At 43.3% G+C, this 21,827-nt stretch carries 22 protein-coding genes and 1 other RNA gene; 13 read left to right on the top strand and 10 right to left on the bottom strand.

Features of this window, described 5'->3' with window-relative positions; genetic code table 11:
- Window positions 1-125 precede the first annotated feature (125 nt).
- From HYU97_11515 to HYU97_11480, 8 genes are all read left to right on the top strand, one after another.
- A complete protein-coding gene (locus tag HYU97_11515) occupies window positions 126-719 on the top strand; it encodes a PH domain-containing protein (protein MBI2337376.1) in 594 nt (197 codons plus the stop codon).
- A gap of 149 nt (window positions 720-868) precedes the next feature.
- A complete protein-coding gene (locus tag HYU97_11510) occupies window positions 869-1,360 on the top strand; it encodes a purine-binding chemotaxis protein CheW (protein ID MBI2337375.1) in 492 nt (163 codons plus the stop codon).
- 30 nt (window positions 1,361-1,390) lie between these two features.
- Complete coding sequence (locus HYU97_11505) at window positions 1,391-2,773, top strand: methyl-accepting chemotaxis protein (protein ID MBI2337374.1); 1,383 nt, start codon at window positions 1,391-1,393, stop codon at window positions 2,771-2,773.
- Complete coding sequence (locus tag HYU97_11500; protein ID MBI2337373.1) at window positions 2,770-4,872, top strand: response regulator; 2,103 nt, start codon at window positions 2,770-2,772, stop codon at window positions 4,870-4,872. The genes HYU97_11505 and HYU97_11500 overlap by 4 nt, the downstream gene beginning before the upstream one ends.
- 32 nt (window positions 4,873-4,904) lie before the next feature.
- Entirely contained in the window at window positions 4,905-5,921 is a 1,017-nt protein-coding gene (gene cheB / locus HYU97_11495; protein MBI2337372.1) for a chemotaxis-specific protein-glutamate methyltransferase CheB, read from the top strand.
- Window positions 5,918-6,316 (top strand): chemotaxis protein CheW, encoded by a 399-nt coding sequence (locus HYU97_11490; GenBank protein ID MBI2337371.1) that lies wholly within the window; start codon window positions 5,918-5,920, stop codon window positions 6,314-6,316. Before cheB ends, HYU97_11490 begins: the two co-directional genes overlap by 4 nt.
- Entirely contained in the window at window positions 6,313-7,746 is a 1,434-nt protein-coding gene (locus HYU97_11485) for a hypothetical protein (GenBank protein MBI2337370.1), read from the top strand. Before HYU97_11490 ends, HYU97_11485 begins: the two co-directional genes overlap by 4 nt.
- On the top strand, window positions 7,743-8,918 hold the full coding sequence (locus tag HYU97_11480) for a hybrid sensor histidine kinase/response regulator (GenBank protein MBI2337369.1): 1,176 nt from the start codon (window positions 7,743-7,745) through the stop codon (window positions 8,916-8,918). Before HYU97_11485 ends, HYU97_11480 begins: the two co-directional genes overlap by 4 nt.
- Window positions 8,919-8,963: 45 nt before the next feature.
- Here the strand turns inward: HYU97_11480 and HYU97_11475 are convergent, their stop codons facing one another.
- On the bottom strand, window positions 8,964-9,629 hold the full coding sequence (locus HYU97_11475; GenBank protein MBI2337368.1) for an HAD family hydrolase: 666 nt from the start codon (window positions 9,627-9,629) through the stop codon (window positions 8,964-8,966).
- Between the two features lie 52 nt (window positions 9,630-9,681).
- On the opposite strand from HYU97_11475, the gene ffs reads away from it, so the two are divergent.
- From ffs to HYU97_11450, 5 genes are all read left to right on the top strand, one after another.
- Window positions 9,682-9,780: signal recognition particle sRNA small type (ffs, locus tag HYU97_11470), an RNA gene on the top strand.
- A gap of 17 nt (window positions 9,781-9,797) precedes the next feature.
- Entirely contained in the window at window positions 9,798-11,297 is a 1,500-nt protein-coding gene (gene dnaX, locus HYU97_11465) for a DNA polymerase III subunit gamma/tau (protein MBI2337367.1), read from the top strand.
- Window positions 11,294-11,602, top strand: coding sequence for a YbaB/EbfC family nucleoid-associated protein (locus HYU97_11460; GenBank protein MBI2337366.1), 309 nt, complete (start codon window positions 11,294-11,296; stop codon window positions 11,600-11,602). Before dnaX ends, HYU97_11460 begins: the two co-directional genes overlap by 4 nt.
- A gap of 11 nt (window positions 11,603-11,613) precedes the next feature.
- A complete protein-coding gene (recR, locus tag HYU97_11455) occupies window positions 11,614-12,213 on the top strand; it encodes a recombination protein RecR (protein MBI2337365.1) in 600 nt (199 codons plus the stop codon).
- A gap of 430 nt (window positions 12,214-12,643) precedes the next feature.
- Window positions 12,644-13,228: a GTPase domain-containing protein gene (locus tag HYU97_11450; protein ID MBI2337364.1), complete on the top strand. Its 585-nt coding sequence runs from the start codon at window positions 12,644-12,646 to the stop codon at window positions 13,226-13,228.
- 371 nt (window positions 13,229-13,599) lie between these two features.
- Here the strand turns inward: HYU97_11450 and HYU97_11445 are convergent, their stop codons facing one another.
- From HYU97_11445 to argH, 9 genes are all read right to left on the bottom strand, one after another.
- Entirely contained in the window at window positions 13,600-14,055 is a 456-nt protein-coding gene (locus tag HYU97_11445; GenBank protein MBI2337363.1) for a hypothetical protein, read from the bottom strand.
- Window positions 14,052-14,696 carry a fructose-6-phosphate aldolase gene (gene fsa, locus HYU97_11440; GenBank protein MBI2337362.1) on the bottom strand — a complete coding sequence of 215 codons (645 nt, stop codon included), beginning with the start codon at window positions 14,694-14,696 and terminating at the stop codon, window positions 14,052-14,054. The genes HYU97_11445 and fsa overlap by 4 nt, the downstream gene beginning before the upstream one ends.
- Window positions 14,697-15,320: 624 nt before the next feature.
- Entirely contained in the window at window positions 15,321-15,881 is a 561-nt protein-coding gene (gene folK, locus HYU97_11435) for a 2-amino-4-hydroxy-6-hydroxymethyldihydropteridine diphosphokinase (GenBank protein MBI2337361.1), read from the bottom strand.
- The gene (locus HYU97_11430; protein MBI2337360.1) at window positions 15,881-16,633 is read right to left on the bottom strand and encodes a 4-hydroxy-tetrahydrodipicolinate reductase; all 753 of its coding nucleotides are present in this window, start codon (window positions 16,631-16,633) and stop codon (window positions 15,881-15,883) included. Before HYU97_11430 ends, folK begins: the two co-directional genes overlap by 1 nt.
- Before the next feature lie 2 nt (window positions 16,634-16,635).
- A complete protein-coding gene (locus HYU97_11425; protein MBI2337359.1) occupies window positions 16,636-17,160 on the bottom strand; it encodes a hypothetical protein in 525 nt (174 codons plus the stop codon).
- Window positions 17,157-18,029 carry a 4-hydroxy-tetrahydrodipicolinate synthase gene (locus HYU97_11420; protein ID MBI2337358.1) on the bottom strand — a complete coding sequence of 291 codons (873 nt, stop codon included), beginning with the start codon at window positions 18,027-18,029 and terminating at the stop codon, window positions 17,157-17,159. Before HYU97_11420 ends, HYU97_11425 begins: the two co-directional genes overlap by 4 nt.
- A complete protein-coding gene (locus tag HYU97_11415) occupies window positions 18,022-18,837 on the bottom strand; it encodes a diaminopimelate epimerase (protein MBI2337357.1) in 816 nt (271 codons plus the stop codon). Before HYU97_11415 ends, HYU97_11420 begins: the two co-directional genes overlap by 8 nt.
- Window positions 18,838-18,952: 115 nt before the next feature.
- Window positions 18,953-20,221 (bottom strand): diaminopimelate decarboxylase, encoded by a 1,269-nt coding sequence (gene lysA / locus HYU97_11410; GenBank protein ID MBI2337356.1) that lies wholly within the window; start codon window positions 20,219-20,221, stop codon window positions 18,953-18,955.
- 1 nt (window position 20,222) lies between these two features.
- The gene (argH, locus tag HYU97_11405) at window positions 20,223-21,602 is read right to left on the bottom strand and encodes an argininosuccinate lyase (GenBank protein MBI2337355.1); all 1,380 of its coding nucleotides are present in this window, start codon (window positions 21,600-21,602) and stop codon (window positions 20,223-20,225) included.
- Window positions 21,603-21,827: the final 225 nt, after the last annotated feature.

Raw genomic sequence — 21,827 nt, 5'->3', positions numbered from 1 at the left:
TTTTAAATAGGCTGTCATCCCCGCGAAGGCGGGGATCCAGTTCTGTTAAGTAGGGTTAAACACTGGATCCCCGCCTTCGCGAGGATGACAGAAAACATACTATCAAAAAGTTAAAATACCGTAACATGCGTGAAATCGATAAAATTTTAGATCAAAATGAAAGGGTCTTATGGGAAGGCACCCCTGTTTTTTGGCCGTTTTTTGTGGGCAATTCGATTTTGCTAACGGTTTTTGGCTTTTTTTGGATGATGTTTATTTTGGTCTTTATCGTTAGCATGGGCCCGATTGTTTTATTATTTCCCCACTTTTGGGTGGGTATTTTATTGTTGATTGGCCCTGGGCTTTATCATTTCTTGGTTTATAAACATACTTATTATGCCTTAACTAGTCGCCGGGTGCTTATTCAAAAGGGGGTTATTGGCCGGGATTTTCAAATCATCGATTTTGATCAAATTACCAATGCCGAGGTCAATGTTGGGATTTTTGACCAATTTTTTGGGAAAAACACCGGGACGGTTCTCATTTCTACCCCTACCTCTTTTGTCACCTCGAACAGTGGACAGCGAGCCGCCCCTTACCGGCTTTGTAATATTGTTAACCCCTATGAAGTGTTTAAATTTTTCAAAAAGGTTTCTTACGATGTCAAAACCGATATTGAGTTCCCTAATGAATATCGCCCGGCTGAAAACCCGGGTTATAAGACCGAATACAAATCATAATTAAATCAATAAATACAATGGGTTACAGGCCAGTTTTTAATTCTGGGTTCGTCCTTGAGTTTTTCAACGCATCCTTGCCGAATTAAGTTGAGATTCACCCCTAAAACTCTTTAAAATAGTATTAGTACTCAAGATGTTACGGGGTTTTTATGGGGTTACCGCCAGCCATTTGTTACGAAGACGAAATTTATGGGGTTCACCAAGAAATTGAAACAACGGTGTCGCTTGCCTTGTTTCGATTGAATCAAGAATGGTACGGGGTTGATGTTCACCATGTGCTTGAAGTGATCACCGTTTTGCCCATCACTTTTTTACCTAAAGTTCCTGAGCATGTTTTGGGAATTATTAATGTGCGAGGTGAGATTTATCCACTCATCGATATTAAGCGAGTCTTGGGATTGCCCGCCACAGTTAATCCAGAGGGGAATAGGATCATTCTTTTAGAGGCCAAAGGTGTTGCCGTGGGGATTTTAGTCGACGAAGCCGCTACGACGCTTAACCTGCCTTTATCAAAAATCGAAGAACCTATTTTTGGCTTAAAAAGCGAATGGGGGGATGGACTCAAAGGACAAGTTTGCTGGGAAGAGAAACTCATTGGGCTCTTGGACGTGGGGAAGTTGATTGAACGAACAAGACTTTAAAAAAATAATTTTAAGAAAAGGGGACTGATCATGAAAGTCAATGGTTTAACCTTGGGTAAAAAATTTATCCTGGGATGTGTCGTTATTGTTTTTCTACTGGGAATTGCGGCTTATTACACTTACAACTCGATTGCTCGCCTCGAGACCATGGCAGAAGATCAAGAACGTTTAACGTTAGCTACTGATAAATCCTTGGCTTTGCAGTTAGAGGTGCAAGGCGGTGTCGTTAGTTTGCAACGCTATCTGCAAGACAACAACCCAAAGTGGTTAGAGGAGTTAACCTATCATCGTGAACAGGCACGATACCTCACCGACCAATTAAAAGGTTTGGTTAAAGCCCCACAAGTGATTCAGGCCCTCAATTCTTTTCAATCGTTGTTGCCCCAACGCAACGAGCTGATGCAAAAAATTATTCAAACAGCAAGATCAGAAAGTTCAAAAGAATTATTAAACCAAACTGTCACCACACGACAACGTTTAGATGAAGAAGCGGGAGTTTATTTAAAAACTATTGTGGATATTGAACGAGCTTCCCTTAATTTTGCGATTAAAGAAAGCGGGGTCTTTCGAGAAAAAGTAAGAAAAATCACCGGGGTGTTTTTGGCCGAGGCCATCTTGGTGACCATTATTATCATGTTGGTTTTATATCGGGTGACCGTTCCGACCTTGCGCAACGTAGGGGCACGATTAAGTACTGTGGTACAACAGCTGCATGTTTCTGCTGAAGAACAGGCCGGTGGGGCACAGGTTCAATCTTCTTCGGTGGCGGAGGTTGCAGCAACCATTCAAGAGCTAGCTCATGCGGCCCAACGGATTGCCGAACATGCTCAAGCGGTCAGTGGGGCGACCGAACAGGTGGTGAGGGGTATGCAAGAGATTCAAAACAAAGTTACTCATACCACCCAACGTATTTTGTCCTTGGGTGAAAAAAATCAATCGATTGGGAATGTCATTAAGATCATCGAAGATTTAGCTGAACAAACCAATCTACTGGCTTTGAATGCGGCCATTGAAGCCGCTCATGCGGGCGAAGCCGGTAAAGGTTTTGCGGTGGTGGCTAGTGAAGTGCGAAAACTCTCAGAGCGTTCGGGTGAATCCACCGATGAAATTCGTAGCCTGATTAATGAAATTCAAACCGAAACCAATGCCGCGGTGATGGGAGTAGAAGAATCCAGCAAAGAGGTCGTTAAAGGGTTAACCCTAGTTTACGAATCGGTGCAACGAGCCAAAGAAATTACCATGGCCACCAGTCAACAGCAGAGCGCGGCTGAGCAGGTAGTGCTGGCCATTAAAAATATCGACGCCGTTAGTAAACAGTTTGTTGCTTCAACTCAACAGTTGTCTTCAACTTCAGCCGAATTAGGCAAACAAGCAGCGATTTTGAAAAAGACCATAGGAGAGGCTTTAGTTTGAAAATTGACAAATCGAAATTTTTAGACACGTTTATGAACGAAGCCGAAGGGTATCTTAATACCCTTAACCAAGGCTTGGTGCAATTAGAGCAAGAGCCGCTTAATCAAACCTTGTTAGGCGAACTTTTTCGGGCCGCTCATACTTTAAAGGGTGCAGCGCGCATGATGGGGTTTAATGATGTTCAACAATTGGCTCATTCCATTGAAGATGTTTTGAGTCACCTAAAGACGGGCAAGACTGATTTTAACGCATCAAGTGCCGATTCGGTTTTTCATCTTTTAGATGAAATCACTCAACACATGCAAAAGATTCGGGCTGAATCATCGGAGGCTGCCGAGCCTGCTGCAGCAGGCTCCGCGGTTCAACCCCAAGTGTCCGATGGTGATGAAACGATTCGCGTGCCCTTAAGCAAGATCAATCGATTTTTGAATCTCATTGGTGAAATTATTATCAACAAGGTTCGCACTTCTTATCGTATTCACTCCTTCAAAAAACTCACCCATGAAGCCAGACACCTCGACCAATCCTTGGTGGAGTTGGAAAATGCCGTTAAAACAGGTGCGCCCCTCGAACCCATTTTGGCAAAGTTTCAAGAGGGTAGGGCCTATTCTCGAGAACTCAAAGCAGGGTTGTCTCGTCTCTTTGATGAATTGCAAGAAGAGATCTTTTATTTAAGCCCGGTTATTGAAGAATTACAACAACGCATGAAAGAAATCCGCATGCTGCCCTGCGCCGCTATTTTTGAAGGTTTCCCGCGCTTGGTTCGCGACCTGGCTCGCGAACAAAAGAAAGAAGTGCAGCTCATCATCAAAGGTATGGAAACCGAGATCGACAAAAAAGTACTCGAAGCCATCAAAGGGCCACTGATCCATATTTTAAAAAATGCAGTCGATCATGGGATCGAATTGCCTGAAGAACGCGAAAAATTCGGCAAACCTCGTGGGGGGATTTTACATTTAAATGCCTTTCATCAAGGGGGAAAGGTGATTATTGAAATTCAAGACGATGGGCGAGGCATTAATATTGCTTATCTTAAAGAATGTGCCTTAGACCGGCAGCTTTTTACCATCGGGCAGATCAACCTCATGACCGATGACGAAATTTTCGAGCTGATTTTTCAAGAAGGGTTTTCTACCGCACCGATTATTACCGATGTATCGGGTCGAGGGATTGGCCTGGATGTTGTTAAAAAGGAATTGTTGCAGCTCAAAGGCGAAGTGCATATTGTCTCAAAACCGGGAGTTGGTACCACCGTTAGATTAGAATTGCCTTTAACTATTGCGGTTGCTCAAGCTCTATTGGTAGAAACCTGTGGCAAACATTTTGCGATTCCTATCGATCAACTCGAATCCAGTCTTCATTTAAACGCCGAAGAAGTTTCTACGCTCCACAATCGTAAAATTATTCGAGCTAAGGGGAAGTCTTTAGCGGCCTTTTCATTAGCCACCCTCATGGGTTTGAATCAAGATCATCCCGAGTTTGAAAAGGCAGCAATCATTGTGCAAATGCAAAACAAACAAGTTGCCTTGTTGGTAGAATCGATTGTGGGTGAACAAGAAGTGTTTATCAAGAATTTGGGGAGTTATTTAGGAAAAATCCCAAGTTTGGGAGGTGCTGCCATTTTAGCCAATGGCGAAGTGGTGATTATCTTAGATGTCTTTGGGATCTGCCAACAGCTGGCTCAAGTTCAAACGAAAGGGCCAACTTTACAACCCGTCAACAAGGTTGAACAAAAAAGAAAGAAAATTTTGTTGGTAGAAGATTCTTTGGCCACGCGTGAATTAGAAAAAACCATTTTAGAAAATCATGGTTATGAAATCGAAACTGCTATGGATGGTTTAGAAGCTTTAGACAAATTAAGTAGAGGCACCTTTGATGCGATTGTTTCGGATATTCAAATGCCGCGCATGGATGGTATTGAATTCTGCCGGAATGTTCGAACCACCGAACGCTGGCGGGAGATTCCCCTTATTTTTGTAACTTCGTTAGCCAAAGAAGAAGAAAGGCGAAGGGGCATTGAAGTGGGGGCTGATGCCTATTTAACCAAAGGCGAGTTTGATCAAAACCATTTATTAGAAACCCTATCGAGGTTAACTTGATTCGCGTACTCATCGTCGAAGATTCATCGCTCATGGCCAAAATTTTGGCGGCCATTCTTAATACCGATCCTCAGATCATGGTGGTGGGTACTGCCAAAGATGGGGTCGAGGCGGTGGGTTTGGCTGAAAAATTAAAACCCAACCTGATTACTATGGATATTCATATGCCGCGAATGGATGGGCTGGAGGCTACGAAGCAAATCATGGCCTATTTCCCCACCCCCATTCTTATTTTAAGTGCTTCGGTGCATCGAGTTGAACATGGGGTAGACAAAGTTTTTACTGCCCTTTCTTATGGTGCCCTCGATGTGATGGAAAAAAAGGCGTTCATGGGAGATGAGATTGATGAACAAGCTAAAATTGAACTTTTAGAGAAAATAAAATTACTTGCTCGAATTCGAGTGATTAGCCACCCCTTAGCTAAAATTGAAAAAGGCCAGCTAGGGCCAATGGCTAAAAATAAAACCCCCGTGACAAGCAATTCTGGCAAAGCTGTTGGCATCGTGGCTTCGACAGGTGGCCCGCAGGCCTTAAGTAAAATGCTCAAAGCCTTACCCGAAAAATTTTCAGCCCCGGTTTTTTTAGTTCAACATTTGCCCAATGGTTTTGTGCAGGGGTTTGCGGATTGGCTTAAGCAAGAAGTGCCCCTCCAAGTTAAAGTTGCCGAGGCCGGTGAAAAAGCCCAAGCCGGAATTATTTATTTAGCCCCTAATGATAAACATCTCAAAGTGGGCGCGGGCGGTATTTTGCTTTTGAGTCATGAGGCGCCGGTTGGTTTTCAACGTCCATCGGGGGATTTGCTCTTACAATCCATCGCCGAAGTTTACGGCGCGAATGCCATGGGTATTGTGCTGACCGGTATGGGCAGCGATGGTGCGCAAGGGCTTAAAAAAATTCACGATAGTAAAGGGTTCACCTTAGCTCAAGATGAAGCCACCTCGATTGTTTATGGAATGCCAAAAGTGGCTCTCGAATTAGGTGGGGTAGACGAAATTGTTCCCTTGTTGTTGATACCTGAAAAAATAAAGAATTGGGTTCAATCCTCATGAAGTACGTAACCTTTAAAGTTGGAAAAGATGATTTTGGAATTCCTGTGGATCAGGTCAAAGAAGTGGTGCCTGCCCATTTCATGCAAGAAATGCCCGGCGTAGAAAAGGAATGGTTGGGAGTTATCACCTTACATCAACATAGTTTGGCGGTGTTTAATTTACATAAGATCCTGGGCTTTGCGCCTAAAATATCTCCTTACATCATGGTGGTTACTTTGAAACCCCAACTCTTAGGTTTGCCCATCGATGGGATTTTGGGAGTTTTAGAAATTAATGACCATCAAGTGGATCTTACTGAAAAAATGTTGGGTATATCTGGGGTCGCACGCATGGAAGGCAAAACTTTGTTTTTGCTCAATTTGGCAAGCTTATTAGGTGAGAAAGTAGCTTCATGAATACGAAAATCCTAAACTTAAAAGAGTTTAGCCAATTTCAAACCTTGATTAAGGATCAATGTGGTTTGTGGATTCATCAGGATCATCTAAAACATTTAAGCGAAATTTTATGGGCACGCGTGCAGGCCTTGAAGCTAGCGAGCTATGCGGATTATTTTAATTTGCTTAACCAAGGCCCCCATCAAGAAACAGAATTTAAGGCACTTTTTAAACTCCTTACCATTGGCGAAACTTATTTTTTTCGCAACGAACCTCAATTTGCAGTGTTGGGCGAAGCGGTTTTACCTCAACTCATTCAACAAAAAATGGAATGCTCTGATTTTAATATTAAGATTTGGAGTGCGGGGTGTTCAAGTGGGGAAGAAGCCTATAGTTTAGCCATTCAACTCAAAAAACTTTTGCCCGCTTTAGAAAAATGGAACGTGAGTTTACTGGCCACCGATCTCAATGAAGAAATGTTGGCTAAAGCCAAAGCCGCCATTTATTCTCCGCGTTCAGTGGCTCATGTGCCACGTGAAGATTTGCAAACCTTTTTTGAGAAAAAAGGTGGGAAATTTGCTTTAGTAGATTCCATTAAAAATAGGGTGCAGTTTCGTTATCATAATTTAGCCAAAGACAGCTATCATTGGCCTGAACAAAGACAAGTTGATTTGATCTTATGTCGTAACGTGACGATTTATTTTGATTTGCCTACCACGCGTCAGGTGATCGCAAAGTTTTATGAAAGTTTAACCGATGGTGGTTATTTAGTGATTGGGCATGCAGAATCGCTTTGGAATATTTCAGATGCCTTTCAACCCATCGAATATCCCCACACCTTTTTTTATCAAAAGATCAAGACCAAAACAAATTTACACCTCCATCCCATGCAAACCTTAACCCATGATTATTGGCCAGCCATTCCTCAACCCCTGGTGTCGCTTGATTCAGCCGACACGTTAAGAGAAGGGCTCAAAGCGATGGCAAAAAAAGATTATCAACCGGCCTTGGCGAATTTAAAAAATTATTTACTAAGTCATCCGCGTGATCTCAAGGTTAGGATGGTTTATAGTACGGCCTTGGCCGATGTGGGCAATTATGAACAGGCCATGGAATCGATCGAGAAGATTTTGCAGGTCGATAATCTTTATCAAGATGCCTATTTTCTCAAAGGGATTATCTTAAGTAAAATGCAAAAGTTTGACCTCGCCATTCAAGAATTTCGCCGCTTACTTTATATCGACCCCAACACCCCGCTTGCCTATTTTCAGATGGGGCATTTACATCGTTTTTTAAATCAAGATCAGCAGGCGAAAAAGGCTTTTTTAAATTGTTTAAAGATTTTGCAAAATATGGAGGATCAAAAGGCCCTGTTGCCTTTTTCCGAAGAACTTACCGCTAGCGTATTATATCAAGCCACGCAACGGGCTTTAGAAATGATGTCGATATGAAAAAACGAATTTTATTAGTCGATGATAGCCCCTTAGTTCACCAAATGTATGGCGCGGTGTTAGCCGATGCAGGTTTTGAAGTGCTGCATGTTGATGATGGCATGTCGGCCATTAATAAGGTCTTTTTAGAAAGGCCTGATTTGGTGCTGCTCGATATTCATATGCCCAAGATCAATGGCTATCAGGTGTGTCGCTTATTAAAAGATCATCCGACAACGCGTGATATCCCCATTATCATTATGACCGGGCGGGGGAGTTCGATGGTGGCTGATCCTAAGACCTGGAGTTTTGAAACAGGTGCTAATGCTTTTTATGATAAAGATTCAGGAGAATCTTTGGCAGGGTCTTTGAAACCTTTCTTAACCCAAGAAAAATCTATTCCTCCTCCCAAACATCAAGCCAAGGCCCTTTCCGAGGTGGAGATTTTAATCGCCTTGTCCCAATTGCTCGATAAGCAGCTTTATAAAGATGTAACGCGTCTTAAAGAACTCGATGAACGCAAAAGTGTCTTTGTGGCCAATGTGGCCCACGAGTTTCGCTCTCCTTTGGCAGTGATTGGGGGCAATCTCGATAATCTGAAAGATCACATCTTGGGTGACATGAATGAAAAACAAGAACGGGCCTGCAATATAGCCTTGCAAACGGTAAAGCGTTTGGCGCGATTGGTGTCTGACATGTTAGACCTTGCACAAATTGAAGCCGGAAAAATGGCCTTGAAAAAAGAAGAGATTGATTTTCAACAAGTCTTAGCCGAAGTGATCGAAGCCTATTCCGTGGTCATTATGGAAAAGGCCATGGTGGTGCGTCAAGAAATCGCGCCCCATTTAGGCAAAATCATCGGCGATAGGGATCGGCTCACTCAGGTGGTGATCAATATTTTGAGTAACTCCATCAAATACACGCAAGAAGGAGGCAAGGTCACCTTACGCTTGAGTCAGCGCGACCATTGGCTGCGATTAGAAATCGAAGATAATGGGCCAGGGATGAATCAAGACCACTTGCACAAGATTTTTAACAAGTTTGAGCGATTAACCGCTGAGCGCAAAGAAGGAACAGGATTGGGTTTGCCCATCGCTGCCGATATTATCAAACTTCACGAAGGAAAAATCTGGGTCGAATCGCAAGAGGGCAAGGGTTCTAATTTTATTGTTGAACTGCCTTGCCAGTCTTGATCAACTGAGTTAGTAAATCAAAAATAACTTAATAATTTTAAATACTTATAATGTTTTATCCCAATAGAGAATGGGCCATTTTTTTTTCTTGGCGAGTCTTTTTAACAAGGGGTCGGGATTAACCGCGATGGGGTTTTTGACCGCTTCTAGCATGGGCAAATCCGAAATCGAATCTGTGTAAAAATAACTTTCTTTTAAATTGAAATGCAGTTGTTCGGCCAATTGTTGAGCATAGAGGACCTTACCTTCTTTATAACATAGGGGCTTCTTGAGGTAGCCAGTGACGCGGCCTGCTTTTACTTCTACCTTGCTACAAAGAACTTGATCCATTTTTAAATACTCAGCCACCGGTTGGCAAACATATTGGGAAGAATTAGATAATAAAATCGTGGGATGGCCTTGCGCTTTATGCCAAACGATTTTTTCAAAGGCCTGAGCAGCTAACAGATATTTGACATCTTTTTCAAACCAATCTTGAGTTAGGTTTAAGAGTCTTTGTTCGTCCCACCCTCGATAAATCGTTACAAAACTATCCAACAATTTTTCGATATTGATGATATTAATTTTGTGCAGCAGGCTGTAAAAAATGCCACGCCCCACATCCCAACGGGTCATCATGCCTTGGCGCATGAGGTACCTTACATAAAGGAGCAGCGAATTGGTCCCAACCAGGATGGTATCATCTAAATCAAAAAAAGCCGCTGGTTTCATAAAAAATCTTTGAACTTGAATTTGTTAAGCACCCTAAGTTAGCCATAACTTACACCAGGTCCCCGCGCAAGGTGATGCTATGAACCCCGCCAGGTCCGGAAGGAAGCAACGGTAGTAGAGTAGCCTGTGCCGCGGGAGTAACCTGGTTACTCTCATAGTGTAATTTATATGTCATATCAAGTACTGGCCCGCAAATATCGGCCTAAAAATTTTAGCGAAGTGGTGGGGCAAGAGCATGTAACCCAAACCCTCATCCATGCGATTGAGCAAGATCGTATCCACCATGCCTATCTTTTTTGTGGAGTGCGAGGGGTGGGCAAAACTTCGCTCGCCAGAATTTTTGCCAAGGCCCTCAATTGTGAAAAAGGGCCAACTCCTGCACCTTGCGAAAAATGCACTCCCTGTTTAGAGATTGCGGCGGGTAGAAATCTTAACGTGATGGAAATTGATGGGGCCTCTAATACAAGTGTCGACAATATTCGTGAGTTGAGAGAGCAGGTAAAATATTTGCCAGCCGGGGCTCGTTACAAGATTTATATCATTGACGAAGTACACATGCTTTCGACCTCAGCCTTTAATGCCTTGCTTAAAACCTTAGAAGAACCCCCCAGCCATGTGATATTTTTCTTTGCGACCACTGAAGTACTTAAAATACCCATTACCATTTTATCCCGTTGCCAACGTTTTGATTTGCGCCGCATTGCCCGCGGTGAAATTGAAAAACGATTAAAGCAGATTTGCGAGGCAGAAAATATCAAAACCGATCCTGCAGTTTTACAAATTCTTTCTCGAGCTGCCGATGGTTCTATGCGTGACGCCCAAAGCCTGCTCGATATGGCAATTAATTTGGGAAGCGGTGCCCTTAGCGCGGGGCTTATTTTTGATATGCTTGGGTTTATTGACAATGAGTTAACCCTAACTTTGTTAGAAAAAGTTTTTCAAAAAAATCTGAAGGCAGCTTTGGAAATTGTGCAAGGGGTTTATAACAAAGGCTATGATTTAAAAAATTTAAGTATGAATTTGTTAGAATGGCTGCATGATTTAGTTTTACTAAAATCGGTAGGGGCAGAAGTTTTGCAATCCGAGCGAACCCAAGAAGAAATCGAACGTGCTCAAAAAATCATTACGGCCATTCAATTATCAGAATTACAAATCGCTTTCCAAATTACCCAACGTTCGGTTGAAGACGTGAATCGCAGCGAGGTTCCCAAAATTCTTTTTGATATTTTATTGGTTAAATTATGCCACGGGGTTCCATTTACGGCTCTGGCCGAATTGGAAAAAGCCCCACAACGGTTATCGCCAAAAACGGCTCCTGAATCTGCTCAAGATTGGCAAGGTGTTTTCCAAAAAAAGCCGCAACTCTTAGCCATGCTAGAACATGCCCATTCGGTGGAGTTAAATCATTCCAACTTTAAAGCAGTTTTCCCCAAGGGAAGTTTTTGGTATGAACAATTTAAAGATCGAACCGAAGAAATAAAAAATATCTTAGGTAAAAATTTAGGTGGGGTTTTCAAAGTTATTGTTGAAGAGAAAGAAGTAGGCCAAGAGCAGGGGATTGCCAAATCGGCCGAAGAAGTTAATCGCGAATTGGTAAAAGACGATGCTGTCATTCAAGAAGCCCTTCATATATTTAACGCCAAAGTAGAAAGGATCAACAATTTATGAATTTCAATAAAATGATGAAACAGGCGCAAAAACTGCAACAAGAATTGGCCAAACAACAAGAAGACGCTGCTAAACAAACCTTTGAGGCGTCTAGCGGGGGTGGGATGGTAACAGCCAAAGTCAATGGGCGCAATGAACTCATGGCGTTGCAAATTGAACCTGATGTTGTCAATCGCGATGATATTCCTATGTTGCAAGATTTAATTGTAGCGGCGGTTAATGAAGCCAATCGGCGGGCGCAAGAAGCGTTGCAAAGCAATTTGTCTTCAATGATGGGTGGGCTTAAAATCCCAGGTTTGTTTTAAGGATTTGCAGGATGGAGTCGAAAGCCAACCCCTTTGAACGCTTAGTCCATGCTTTGGGTCGCCTGCCCGGCATTGGTGAAAGATCGGCCTTACGGCTTGCCTTTTTTATATTAAAAAACAAACCCGAGTTTGCGGCTGACTTTGCGAGGGCCCTGCAAGAGCTTCATGCCAAAATGCGTTTTTGTTCGGTTTGTCAAAACATGACCGAAATAGATCCTTGCCCCTTATGCCAGGATCCTAAACGTGATTCTAAAATGGTGTTAGTCATTGAGACCCCGCAAGATCTTTTGGCCATTGAACGGCTCCACGAATTTAAAGGGCTCTATCATGTGTTGCACGGGGCGCTATCGCCCATTGATGGTGTAACTCCCGAAGATTTAAAAATTAAAGAATTGTTGTTTCGAGTGCAACAGCAAGCCCTAGAAGAAGTTATTTTAGCGACCAATGCCAATGTGGAGGGGGAGGCAACGGGGCTTTACTTATACAAGATTTTGAAACCCTTTGATTTGCGCATTACGCGGTTGCCTTCGGGTGTGCCCGTGGGGGCGGGGATTGAATACCTCGATCCACTCACACTGCAGCGAGCTTTACAAACAAGGCATCCATTTTAATGGATGTCATTCAGAGCCCAGCAGGGCTCTCTGTCATTGCGAGCGAGCACCGTTTGCGAGCGTGGCAATCTCCAACATTTTAAAACTGAAGATTGCTTCACCCCCAAAGGGGTTCGCAATGACAGAAACTATCATAGGCCGACCTCCTGGTAAAAGGCTCTCAATTGAACTCTCCCTACCTCGCAAAGACTTCTAGTAAATATTTTTATTTGTATAAAAAGGGTTTGACAAGGTAGGATGTGCTTCCTACAATTCACCAGGAATCTTTGAAAAACTATTACGCGGTTCAATAGCTGCGTTGCCACCCAAAAAAATCCTCATGTATTTGCATATACATTCCGGTTTTTTTGGGGCCTGGCGCCTTGCTCTTGAATCGCTCACTACGTTTTTCAAAGATTCCTGAAAATTATCAAAATAAGGTATCACATCTATGTCATTTGTTAATTATCGCGATAAAGAAATTAATTTTAAGATCGTCTATTATGGGCCTGGGTTGTCGGGTAAAACGACTTCTATTGAAAGGATTTACGACCGCACCAAAGGGAAAAATAAAAGTAAAATGATGCGACAGGAAAATAACGAGCGCACCTTATTTTTTGATTTTATTCCTCTTACCATTGAGGGGGTGAGTGGCTATAAAACACGCTTTCATCTTTATACGGTGCCTGGCCAGCCTTTATATGAAGACAGTCGTCGATTAATTTTGAAGGGGGTAGATGGCATTATGTTCGTAGCGGATAGTGAAATCGATAAGATGGAATCAAACCTTCAAGCTTTAGAGAGTTTAAAAAATAATCTTAAAGAAGAAGGTTATGGTTTAGAATCTATTCCCATTGTTGTGCAATATAACAAACGTGATTCTAAAAAGGCGGTCGATTTAGATGCCTTGAAGAAAATCGTTAATCCTAGCCAGTTTCCAGAATTTCAGACCGTGGCGGTGAAAGACGAAGGCATATTTGATGCCTTCAAATGCCTTGCCAAAGCGGTATTGCGCGATTACTCCGAACACCATTAAAATTAATGTCATTCAGAGCCCAGTAGGGCTCCCTGTCATTGCGAGCGAGCCCCGTTGGCGAGCGTGGCAATCTTCCATTTTATTCTTCAATTAGAGTCACGTCTTTTCAAGGTAGGGAGAGGCCAATGGAGAGCCCGCGCCCGGTCGGCCTATGAGGGCATCTGTCATTGCGAGGAGACCCTTCACTAAGCTTCAGGGCAGGCTCCGCAATCTCCTCGGTTTAACCGGTGAGATTGCCACGCCCGTTGGGCTCGCAATGACAGATGCCCTTCGGAGCCTGTCCTGAGGCGCATGCGTTGGAGCCGCTCTTCTGGTAAAAGGCTCTCCCCTGACCTCTCCCTCTCTCGAAAAGACTTCTACATAAATAAAAACTAATTACTCAATATTTCAGATTGGCTGGGCAAAAGATTTTCTTGTTGGAGGAATTTGGTTAAATTGGGGATTTCGCTGGGGGGAGTGATTTTATTTCTTGATTGATAAGAAAAGAAAACGATGGCTTCTTTAAGAATAGTAACTTGAGTTTCGGGTTGGATTCGTTTGAAGTCTAAGACTGCTCGATCGACCTTGCTTAAGATGGCTTTTTGTTGATCGGGCGAAGTTTGGGCCAAATTTTTTTCTAATTCGGGCCTAAAATAATCAAGATAAACATAATCAACGACTCGATTAATACTCTGCGGGGAAAGCAATCGATCCCCAAAATAGTATAAAGCCCCAACACTCCCCACTCCGAGCATCAAAAAAATTACGAGCAAACAACCACAACCTTTTAAACAACCGCCGCCTCGTTTAGGAGGAGTCACGGAGGGTGGGGGAGTTTGTAAGCTCATTTTGGGATCCTTTTATGATCTTCTAAAAAACGTTGAATGCCAATATCGGTTAAAGGATGTTTGGTGAGTTGGCGAATCACCGCGAGCGGCAAGGTGGCTACATCGGCACCCAGCAAGGCTGCTTGCACAAAATGAATGGGGTGTCGCACCGAGGCTACTAAAATTTCTGTTTTGAAATGATAATTTTGATAAATGGTTTTGAGGTCGGCAATAAGTTTCATCCCATCTTCTGAAATGTCATCGAGCCTGCCGACAAAAGGGCTAACAAAGGTGGCCCCCGCTTTGGCCACTAACAGGGCTTGGCTGGCGCTAAAGACCAAAGTGACATTGGTTTTAACCCCTTGTTCTGCACAAAGCTTCACGGCCTTAAGGCCCTCAGTGCCCATCGCAATTTTAATCGTGATGTTAGGATGAATTTTTGCAAAGACTTTAGCTTCTTCCATCATGCCTTTGCAATCAAGGCTGACCGTTTCGGCGCTAATCGGGCCATCAACGATTTTGGCAATATCTTCTAACACGGTGAGATATTTTCGACCGGTCTTGGCGACTAAAGTGGGGTTGGTGGTGACTCCATCGAGCACGCCCATAGCCGCGGCTTCTTGAATTTCTGCAATGTCAGCACTATCGATAAAAATTTTCATCTCATGTCATCCAAATAAATGTCATTCCGAACTCAGCAGGGCGAGGAATCTTCCATTTCATCTGCAAATCGAGTCACGTCTTTTCGAGGGAGGGAGAGGTCAATTGAGAGCCCGCGCCCGGTCAGCCTATGAGGGCCTCTGTCATTGCGAGCCCAGCGGGCGAAGCAATCTCACCGGTTAAACCGAGGGGATTGCTTCGTCGCGGACTCCTCGCAATGACAGAGGCACTCCGGAGCCTGTCCTGAGGCTCTGCGAAGGAGCTGACCTCTTGCGCTAAAAGGCTCTCAATTGACCTCTCCCTCCCTCGGAAAGACTTTTTACCTCTCCCTGATAATCATTAATTATTACTACTTGTAAAGTTATTTCGGCATTGCTCGTTGCAAAAGTAGTTTCCTTTAAAAAAAATCGCGCTCGAAATGGGGTTATAGGTTTGGCAGGTGGGGCATTTTTGCATGCTTTCAATATGGCCCGGATGGCTTGGCTTGCTGGGTGCCCTGGGCCCTTTCAGGGGTTGAAGAATTTTTTTTACAATGGGCCGCAAGAATACTCGGTAAACAAAATAAAATAGGGCAAACAAGAGAAGGTATCGCGCCATGATAAACTATCTTTAGTTAAAAGATGCGCCTATTTCAAAGGCTTTCTTTTTGGGCTGATTTTTTTCAAGGCATGATTGTGCCGGCTGATTTGTAAGCGATAAAGCGGCACCACTTTTTTGTGATCTTTTAAAGATTTAGCTAAACTTTGTATAGTTAAACCTTTAATCGGGTGAATCCAGTCGGCGGCGATGTCACAGAGGGGTTCTAAAACAAATCTTCTTTTGGTTAATTCGGGGTGGGGGAGGGTGAGGTCATTACTTTTAATGATGAGGTCATCAAAAAAAAGGATGTCTAAATCAATCAGGCGAGGTTCCCATTTTTCGGAGCGAATTCTCCCCAAGGCAAATTCAACCGACTGTAGAAATCTCAATAATTGAATCGGGCTAAGCGAAGTTTTAATTTTTAAACAAGCATTAACATACCAACTTTGAGTTTTGGCTTTAAGGGTTAGGGGTTCGGTTTCATAAAAATTAGAAATGGCTTGAATATGAATCTGCTCATTCTTTTCAATGAGGTCCATAGCTGCTAAGAGATTTTTGCTGCGATCACCCAAATTACTGCCAATACTCAAGAAAGCGATGTGTTGCATCAGATTCCCAACACATCTTGCATGTTATAAATACCAGGTTTTTGTTTAACCACCCATTTTGCGGCCACTAGGGCGCCTTGAGCAAAGGTGTGGCGATGGGTGGCACGATGGGTAAGCTCGAGGGCTTCGCCGGTGCCTGCATAAAGAACCGTGTGGGTTCCTACAATGTCACCACCGCGTAACGATTGAATCCCTAGGGTGCCAGGTGTGCGCTCGCCGATGATGCCATGGCGGGCATAGGTAGCGATTTGTTCCAGGGGTTTGCCCAATTGCTGAGCGATCACTTCGGCCAATTGTAGGGCCGTGCCGCTGGGGGCATCTTTTTTTAAACGGTGATGGGCTTCTACAATTTCAATGTCAAAGTTTTCCTTTAAGGCGTGGCTTGCAAGTTCAACCAGTTTGAAAAGTACATTAACACCCATGCTCATATTAGGCGAAAGAACCACAGGAATTCCTGCTAATGTTTGATGAAGTTTAGCAATTTCTGATTTTGAAAACCCCGTGGTGCCAATGACCATGGGTTTTTGATGTTGGGCCGCTAGGCGAGCGGCTGTCAGAGTGGCCGCGGGGCTAGAAAAATCGATGATTACATCGGCTTTTTCGATCACTGTTTTAAGATCATTGACAATATTAGGGCTAGCCGCTTGTTTTTCAACCCCGGCCACAAGTTGTAATTGGTTGTCGCCTGCTAAACAAGTGGCTATAGCTTGCCCCATGCGCCCTTGAATACCTTGGATAATAATTTTCAACATGCCTAAATCCTTTCTAAGATCTTAAAAGAATGCAGCACTTTTTCAAAGTCTTTTTGATAACGCTCAAAACTCCAAAGCCTTGCCGTGTAGGTTAAAATAAAAATTCTTTTTTGAGCCAACACAAAACATTGCCGAAACTTTAAATGAGTTTCTTCGTCCCATAACATCACATCAAATCCTTGGAGTTGATGAAGCGCAAGCTTTTTTTTCTGCAACAGTTTTAACTGGGCAGGGTAGGCTTGCAGGGTTTCTTGCAAGGCCTGCTTTAAATCAAGTTTGGTTTCGGGTTTGGTTTGGTAAAGGCTCAAAGTGATATTGGGGACAAATTGATCAACCGCATGCGCAAAAGTCATTTTTACTTTTACCAAATTTTTAACATCATTCGGATTGGCAATGTCCACAAAACTCCACTCCGAAGTGGGTAAGGAGATTTGAAATTGATAAAAGTCGTCGGTATAGGTTTGTTGAAACTCCGCCCAACATAAGGTGGGGATTAAACAGAAAACAAACAGGATATGTAATTTCATGTTATGAGACGATAAGATTTTAAAACGGTTTTGAGTTGTTCTAAATGATTGGGTTGTAGATTAACCAGTGGCAAGCGAAATTCTAGGCTCAATTTTTTCATGAGACTTAAAGCTGTTTTAACCGGGATAGGGTTGGTTTCAATAAAAAGGATCCGATTCATTGCGGCTAGCTGATAGTGAATTTCTCGGGCTTTTTCAAAATTGCTTTGACAAACCGCACCCCACATTTGGGCGCATAATTTGGGTAAAACATTTGAGGTAACCGAAATAGCGCCATGGGCCCCCAGTGCCAGCATGGGGAAAGTAATGCTGTCTTCACCGGAGAGTACAAGAAAGTTTTTACAGTTTTCTAAAATATCTGAGACAGCAACGATAGAGCCGTTGGCTTCTTTGATGCCAACAATATTGGGGACTTTCGATAAATGAACAATCGTGGGGAGTTCAATGTTAATGCCCGTGCGGCCTTTGATGTTATAAACGATAATCGGCAAGTTAACTGCTTGGGTAATAGCTTCAAAATGGGCAATGATTCCAGCCTGCGTGGGTTTGTTATAATAAGGGCAAATTTGTAAGGTGCCTTGCACTCCTAATTTTGCGGCTGCTTCTGTGAGGTGAATGGCCTCAAGGGTAGAATTACTGCCTGCGCCGGCTAATACCGGGACTCTTTTTGCGACCTGTTCAACCGTAATGCGAATAACTTCGATATGTTCATCATGAGAAAGGGTAGAGGATTCACCCGTGGTGCCCACCGGGACAAGAAAATCCGTTCCATTTTCAATTTGAAAGTCGATCAAACTGCGCAAGGCCTTTTCATCAACTTTACCATTTTTAAAAGGGGTAACTAAGGCTGTGCCCGAACCTTTAAACATCGAGAACTCCATCATAAACAAACACGGCAGGCCCTGTCATATAGACATGGTTGTCGGTTTCATTCCATTGGATTTTCAAATCACCACCCTTTAATTGCAGGGTGGCTTCGCGTTCACTATGGCCGGTTAATACACCGGCCACCAAAGTCGCGCAAGCCCCGGTTCCGCAGGCATAAGTTTCACCGGTGCCTCGTTCCCACACCCTTACTTTGAGGGTGTGAGGGTCTAGGGCCTGAGCAAATTCGACGTTGGTGCGTTTGGGAAAAAGTGGATGGTGTTCAATGATGGGGCCCAAAACGGTTACAGGGAAATTTTGGATGTCTTCTAAAAAAATGACGCAGTGGGGGTTGCCCATGCTCACGCAAGTAATTTTTAACGTGGTATCGGCAAAGTTTTGGGGCAACTCAATGGCCCGCTGATCTAAATTTACCGGAATGTCTTGAGGGTTTAAGATCGGTTCTCCCATGTCGACCACCACTAATTCGCCTTCAATTTTAGGTTTAATGACGCCACCCAATGTTTCAATCACCAAACTTTTTTTCGAAGTTAGCCCTTCACGATGTAGATATTTGGCAAAACAGCGAATGCCATTGCCACACATTTCTACTTCAGATCCATCGGCATTCATAATGAGCATTTTAAAATCGGCAGACCCCGAGGGTTTAACAATAAGCATTTGATCAAAGCCAATCCCAAAACGCCGATCAGAATATTGCTTAGCAAACGCCGATGCGTCGGGCAATTCTTCACCCAAGCCATTAATAATAATGACATCGTTACCACATCCTTGCCATTTAGAAAAATGCACTTTAGCCAATTACAAACTCCGATCTGTCGTATATGGATCCCGGATCAGGGTCCGGGATGACGTAATACCGTCATGCCGTCATGCCGGACTTTGATCCGGCATCCATTCATTAATCTCACGATAACCTTGATGTTAAAAACGCAGGGATCGATTCCCCTCGCACTAAATCCTCCAATGTTTCCCGTTTACGAATCACAAAATACTTTTCGTCTTTCACTAAAACTTCTGCGGCCCGGGGGCGGCTGTTGTAATTACTTCCCATGACAAATCCGTAAGCCCCTGCGCTCATAATCGCCATATATTCACCCGGTGCGTAGGAAGGCGTTTTTCGGTCTAAGGCCAAAAAATCACCCGACTCACAAATTGGGCCTACAATGTCAGCTACAATTTCAGGACGCACCCTTTCTTGCAAGGGAAGAATTTGATGGTAGCTTTTATAAAAAGCTGGGCGAATAAGGTCATTCATGGCTGCATCAACGATGAGAAAAGTTTTATCATCGCGATTTTTTTGGTATAACATTTGGGTTAGTAAAACCCCGGCGTTGCCCAATAAAACCCGCCCGGGTTCAAAAATCAAAGTAACAGGCAGACCTTGTAATTCTTTTTTAAGCGCTCGTGCATATTCATGGGGCAGGGGGGGATTTTCTTCTTGGTAGCGAATCCCTAAGCCTCCGCCAAGATCAAGGTATTTTATTTTAAATCCCATTTTCGTTAATTGATGATACAAATCAAGAAGTCGCTGCAAGGCTGCAACAAAGGGTTCGGTTTCGGTGAGTTGGGAACCGATATGGCAATCAATGCCCACCACTTTAATACCTTTTAAAGATAAACAATGTTTGTAAACTGGGAGGGCTTGGTCAAATTGAATGCCAAACTTGCTCTTCTTTAAACCCGTACTAACATAGGGGTGAGTTTTGGGATCAACATTGGGGTTAATGCGTAAACTAACCGGGGCTTTCTTTTTTAAAGATTGAGCGACTTGATCAAGGGCTAGCAGCTCAGCTTCTGATTCGACGTTAAACATTAAAATGCCAGCCTCTAGGGCTGCAACCATTTCGGCGCTTGTTTTGCCCACCCCTGAAAATACGATTTTTTTGGGGTCAACTCCTGCCTTTAAAGCGCGGAATAATTCACCCCCACTTACAATATCAACTCCACTCCCCCACTTGGCAAAGGCTCTCAAGAGAGCGAGGTTAGAATTACTTTTCATCGAAAAACAGATCTGATGAGTTAACCCTGCAAAGGCCTCTGAAAAAACTTGGTAATGCCTCTCGATGGTTCGATACGAATAAACATAAGTTGGGGTGCCAACTTCGTTAGCAATTTTGCTTAATGGAACACCTTCGGCAAAAAACTCACCTGCTTTGTATTCAAAGTGGTGCATGTTAAGCCAATTCCTTTTCCAAGCGACTGAGTTGTTTTTTAATTTGATTTCTTGAGGTGCCACCCCAGGAGTTTTTTCGATCAACGGCGTTCGCAATTTCTAAAATCGAAAAAATATCTTTGTTAAAATTTTGATCAATCGCTTGGAATTCTTTTAAAGATAAAACTTCGAAGGTCTTATTTGTTTTTAGGCAATATTGAATTAACTCTCCTACTTTATGATGAGCCTCACGGAAGGGAACCCCTTGGCTTGCCAAATAGTCAGCCACTTCGGTGGCCAAAACAAAACCTTCTTGATTGGCCTTAGCCATTATTGTTGCATTAAATTCAACTTTTTCGGCAATTTCACCTAAAATCTTAAGACACGCTAGCCCCGTGTTAACCGCATCAAATAGGGGCTCTTTGTCTTCTTGAAAATCTTTATTATAGGTGAGGGGGGTGCCCTTCATTAAAGTGAGCAGGGCCACTAAACTTCCATAAACGCGGCCAGTTTTTCCTCGGATCAGTTCTAAGGCGTCGGGGTTTACTTTTTGTGGCATCATCGAAGAGCCCGTGCAATATTCTTGGGGTAAACGGATAAAATTAAATTCTTGCGAGGCCCATAAAATCCATTCTTCCGACAGGCGACTTAAATGCATCATGATCAGCGCGAGATGACTTGCTAGTTCAATCACAAAATCACGATTACTCACGGTGTCCATACTATTGTCAGAAACGCGGCTAAATTTTAAAAGTTTGGCCACTTGATTGCGATCAATCGGAAAGCTTGTTCCCGCCAATGCCCCAGCCCCAAGGGGTAGACAGTCAAGGTGATTTAAATATTCTTCAAGCCTTTGTTGATCGCGGCGAAGCATTTCTAAATAAGCTAATAGGACATGGCTTAAAGAAATGGGTTGGGCGCGCTGCAAATGCGTGTAGCCCGGCAAAAAAACGTCGAGCAAATTTTTGGCCTTTTTAAATAAAATCTTTTGTAAATGGAGTAAGGCCGCGATTATGTTTTTGGTTTGATCTCGACAATACAGAGTTAAATCTAAGGCCACCTGATCGTTGCGAGAACGTGCGGTATGCAGCTTTCCCCCTACCGGCCCTACAATTTCCAAAAGACGCTTTTCAATATTAAGGTGCACATCTTCTGCCGCTACATCCCATTTAAATTTGCCAGTTTCGATTTCTTTTTTTATTTGTTGAAGCCCTTGGATGATCTGCTCTCTTTCTTGAGCACTAATGATTTTACACTGCGCCAGCATAGTGACGTGGGCAAGGCTACCTTCAATGTCATAAGGATAAAGGATGTAATCGAAACTCACGGAGGCATTAAAAGAATCCATGCCCTTCGAGGTAGGTTGGGAAAAACGGCCTCCCCACAATTTTTGATTCGACATAGCGGGATTTCCTTATTAATTGCAGAATTTTTAGTTTTGCTTAACTGAATTGCTTTTGGCGTGTCAAGGAAACATAAAAATAGGCCTGTACAAGCTCCGTCAATATGTCAGTTAACTGCTACGTGAAAATGTCAGTAGGCAGTTTTCATATTGAGTTAACATTTTTAAAAAAGATGTCATTGCGAGCGAGCCCCGTTGGCGAGCGTGGCAATCTTCGTTATTTAA

The organism is Deltaproteobacteria bacterium, from assembly GCA_016183235.1.
Taxonomy (GTDB): Bacteria; UBA10199; UBA10199; order DSSB01; family JACPFA01; genus JACPFA01.
The sequence above is the reverse complement of the archived record's forward strand: the minus strand, read 5'-3'. Positions and strand labels throughout refer to the sequence as shown.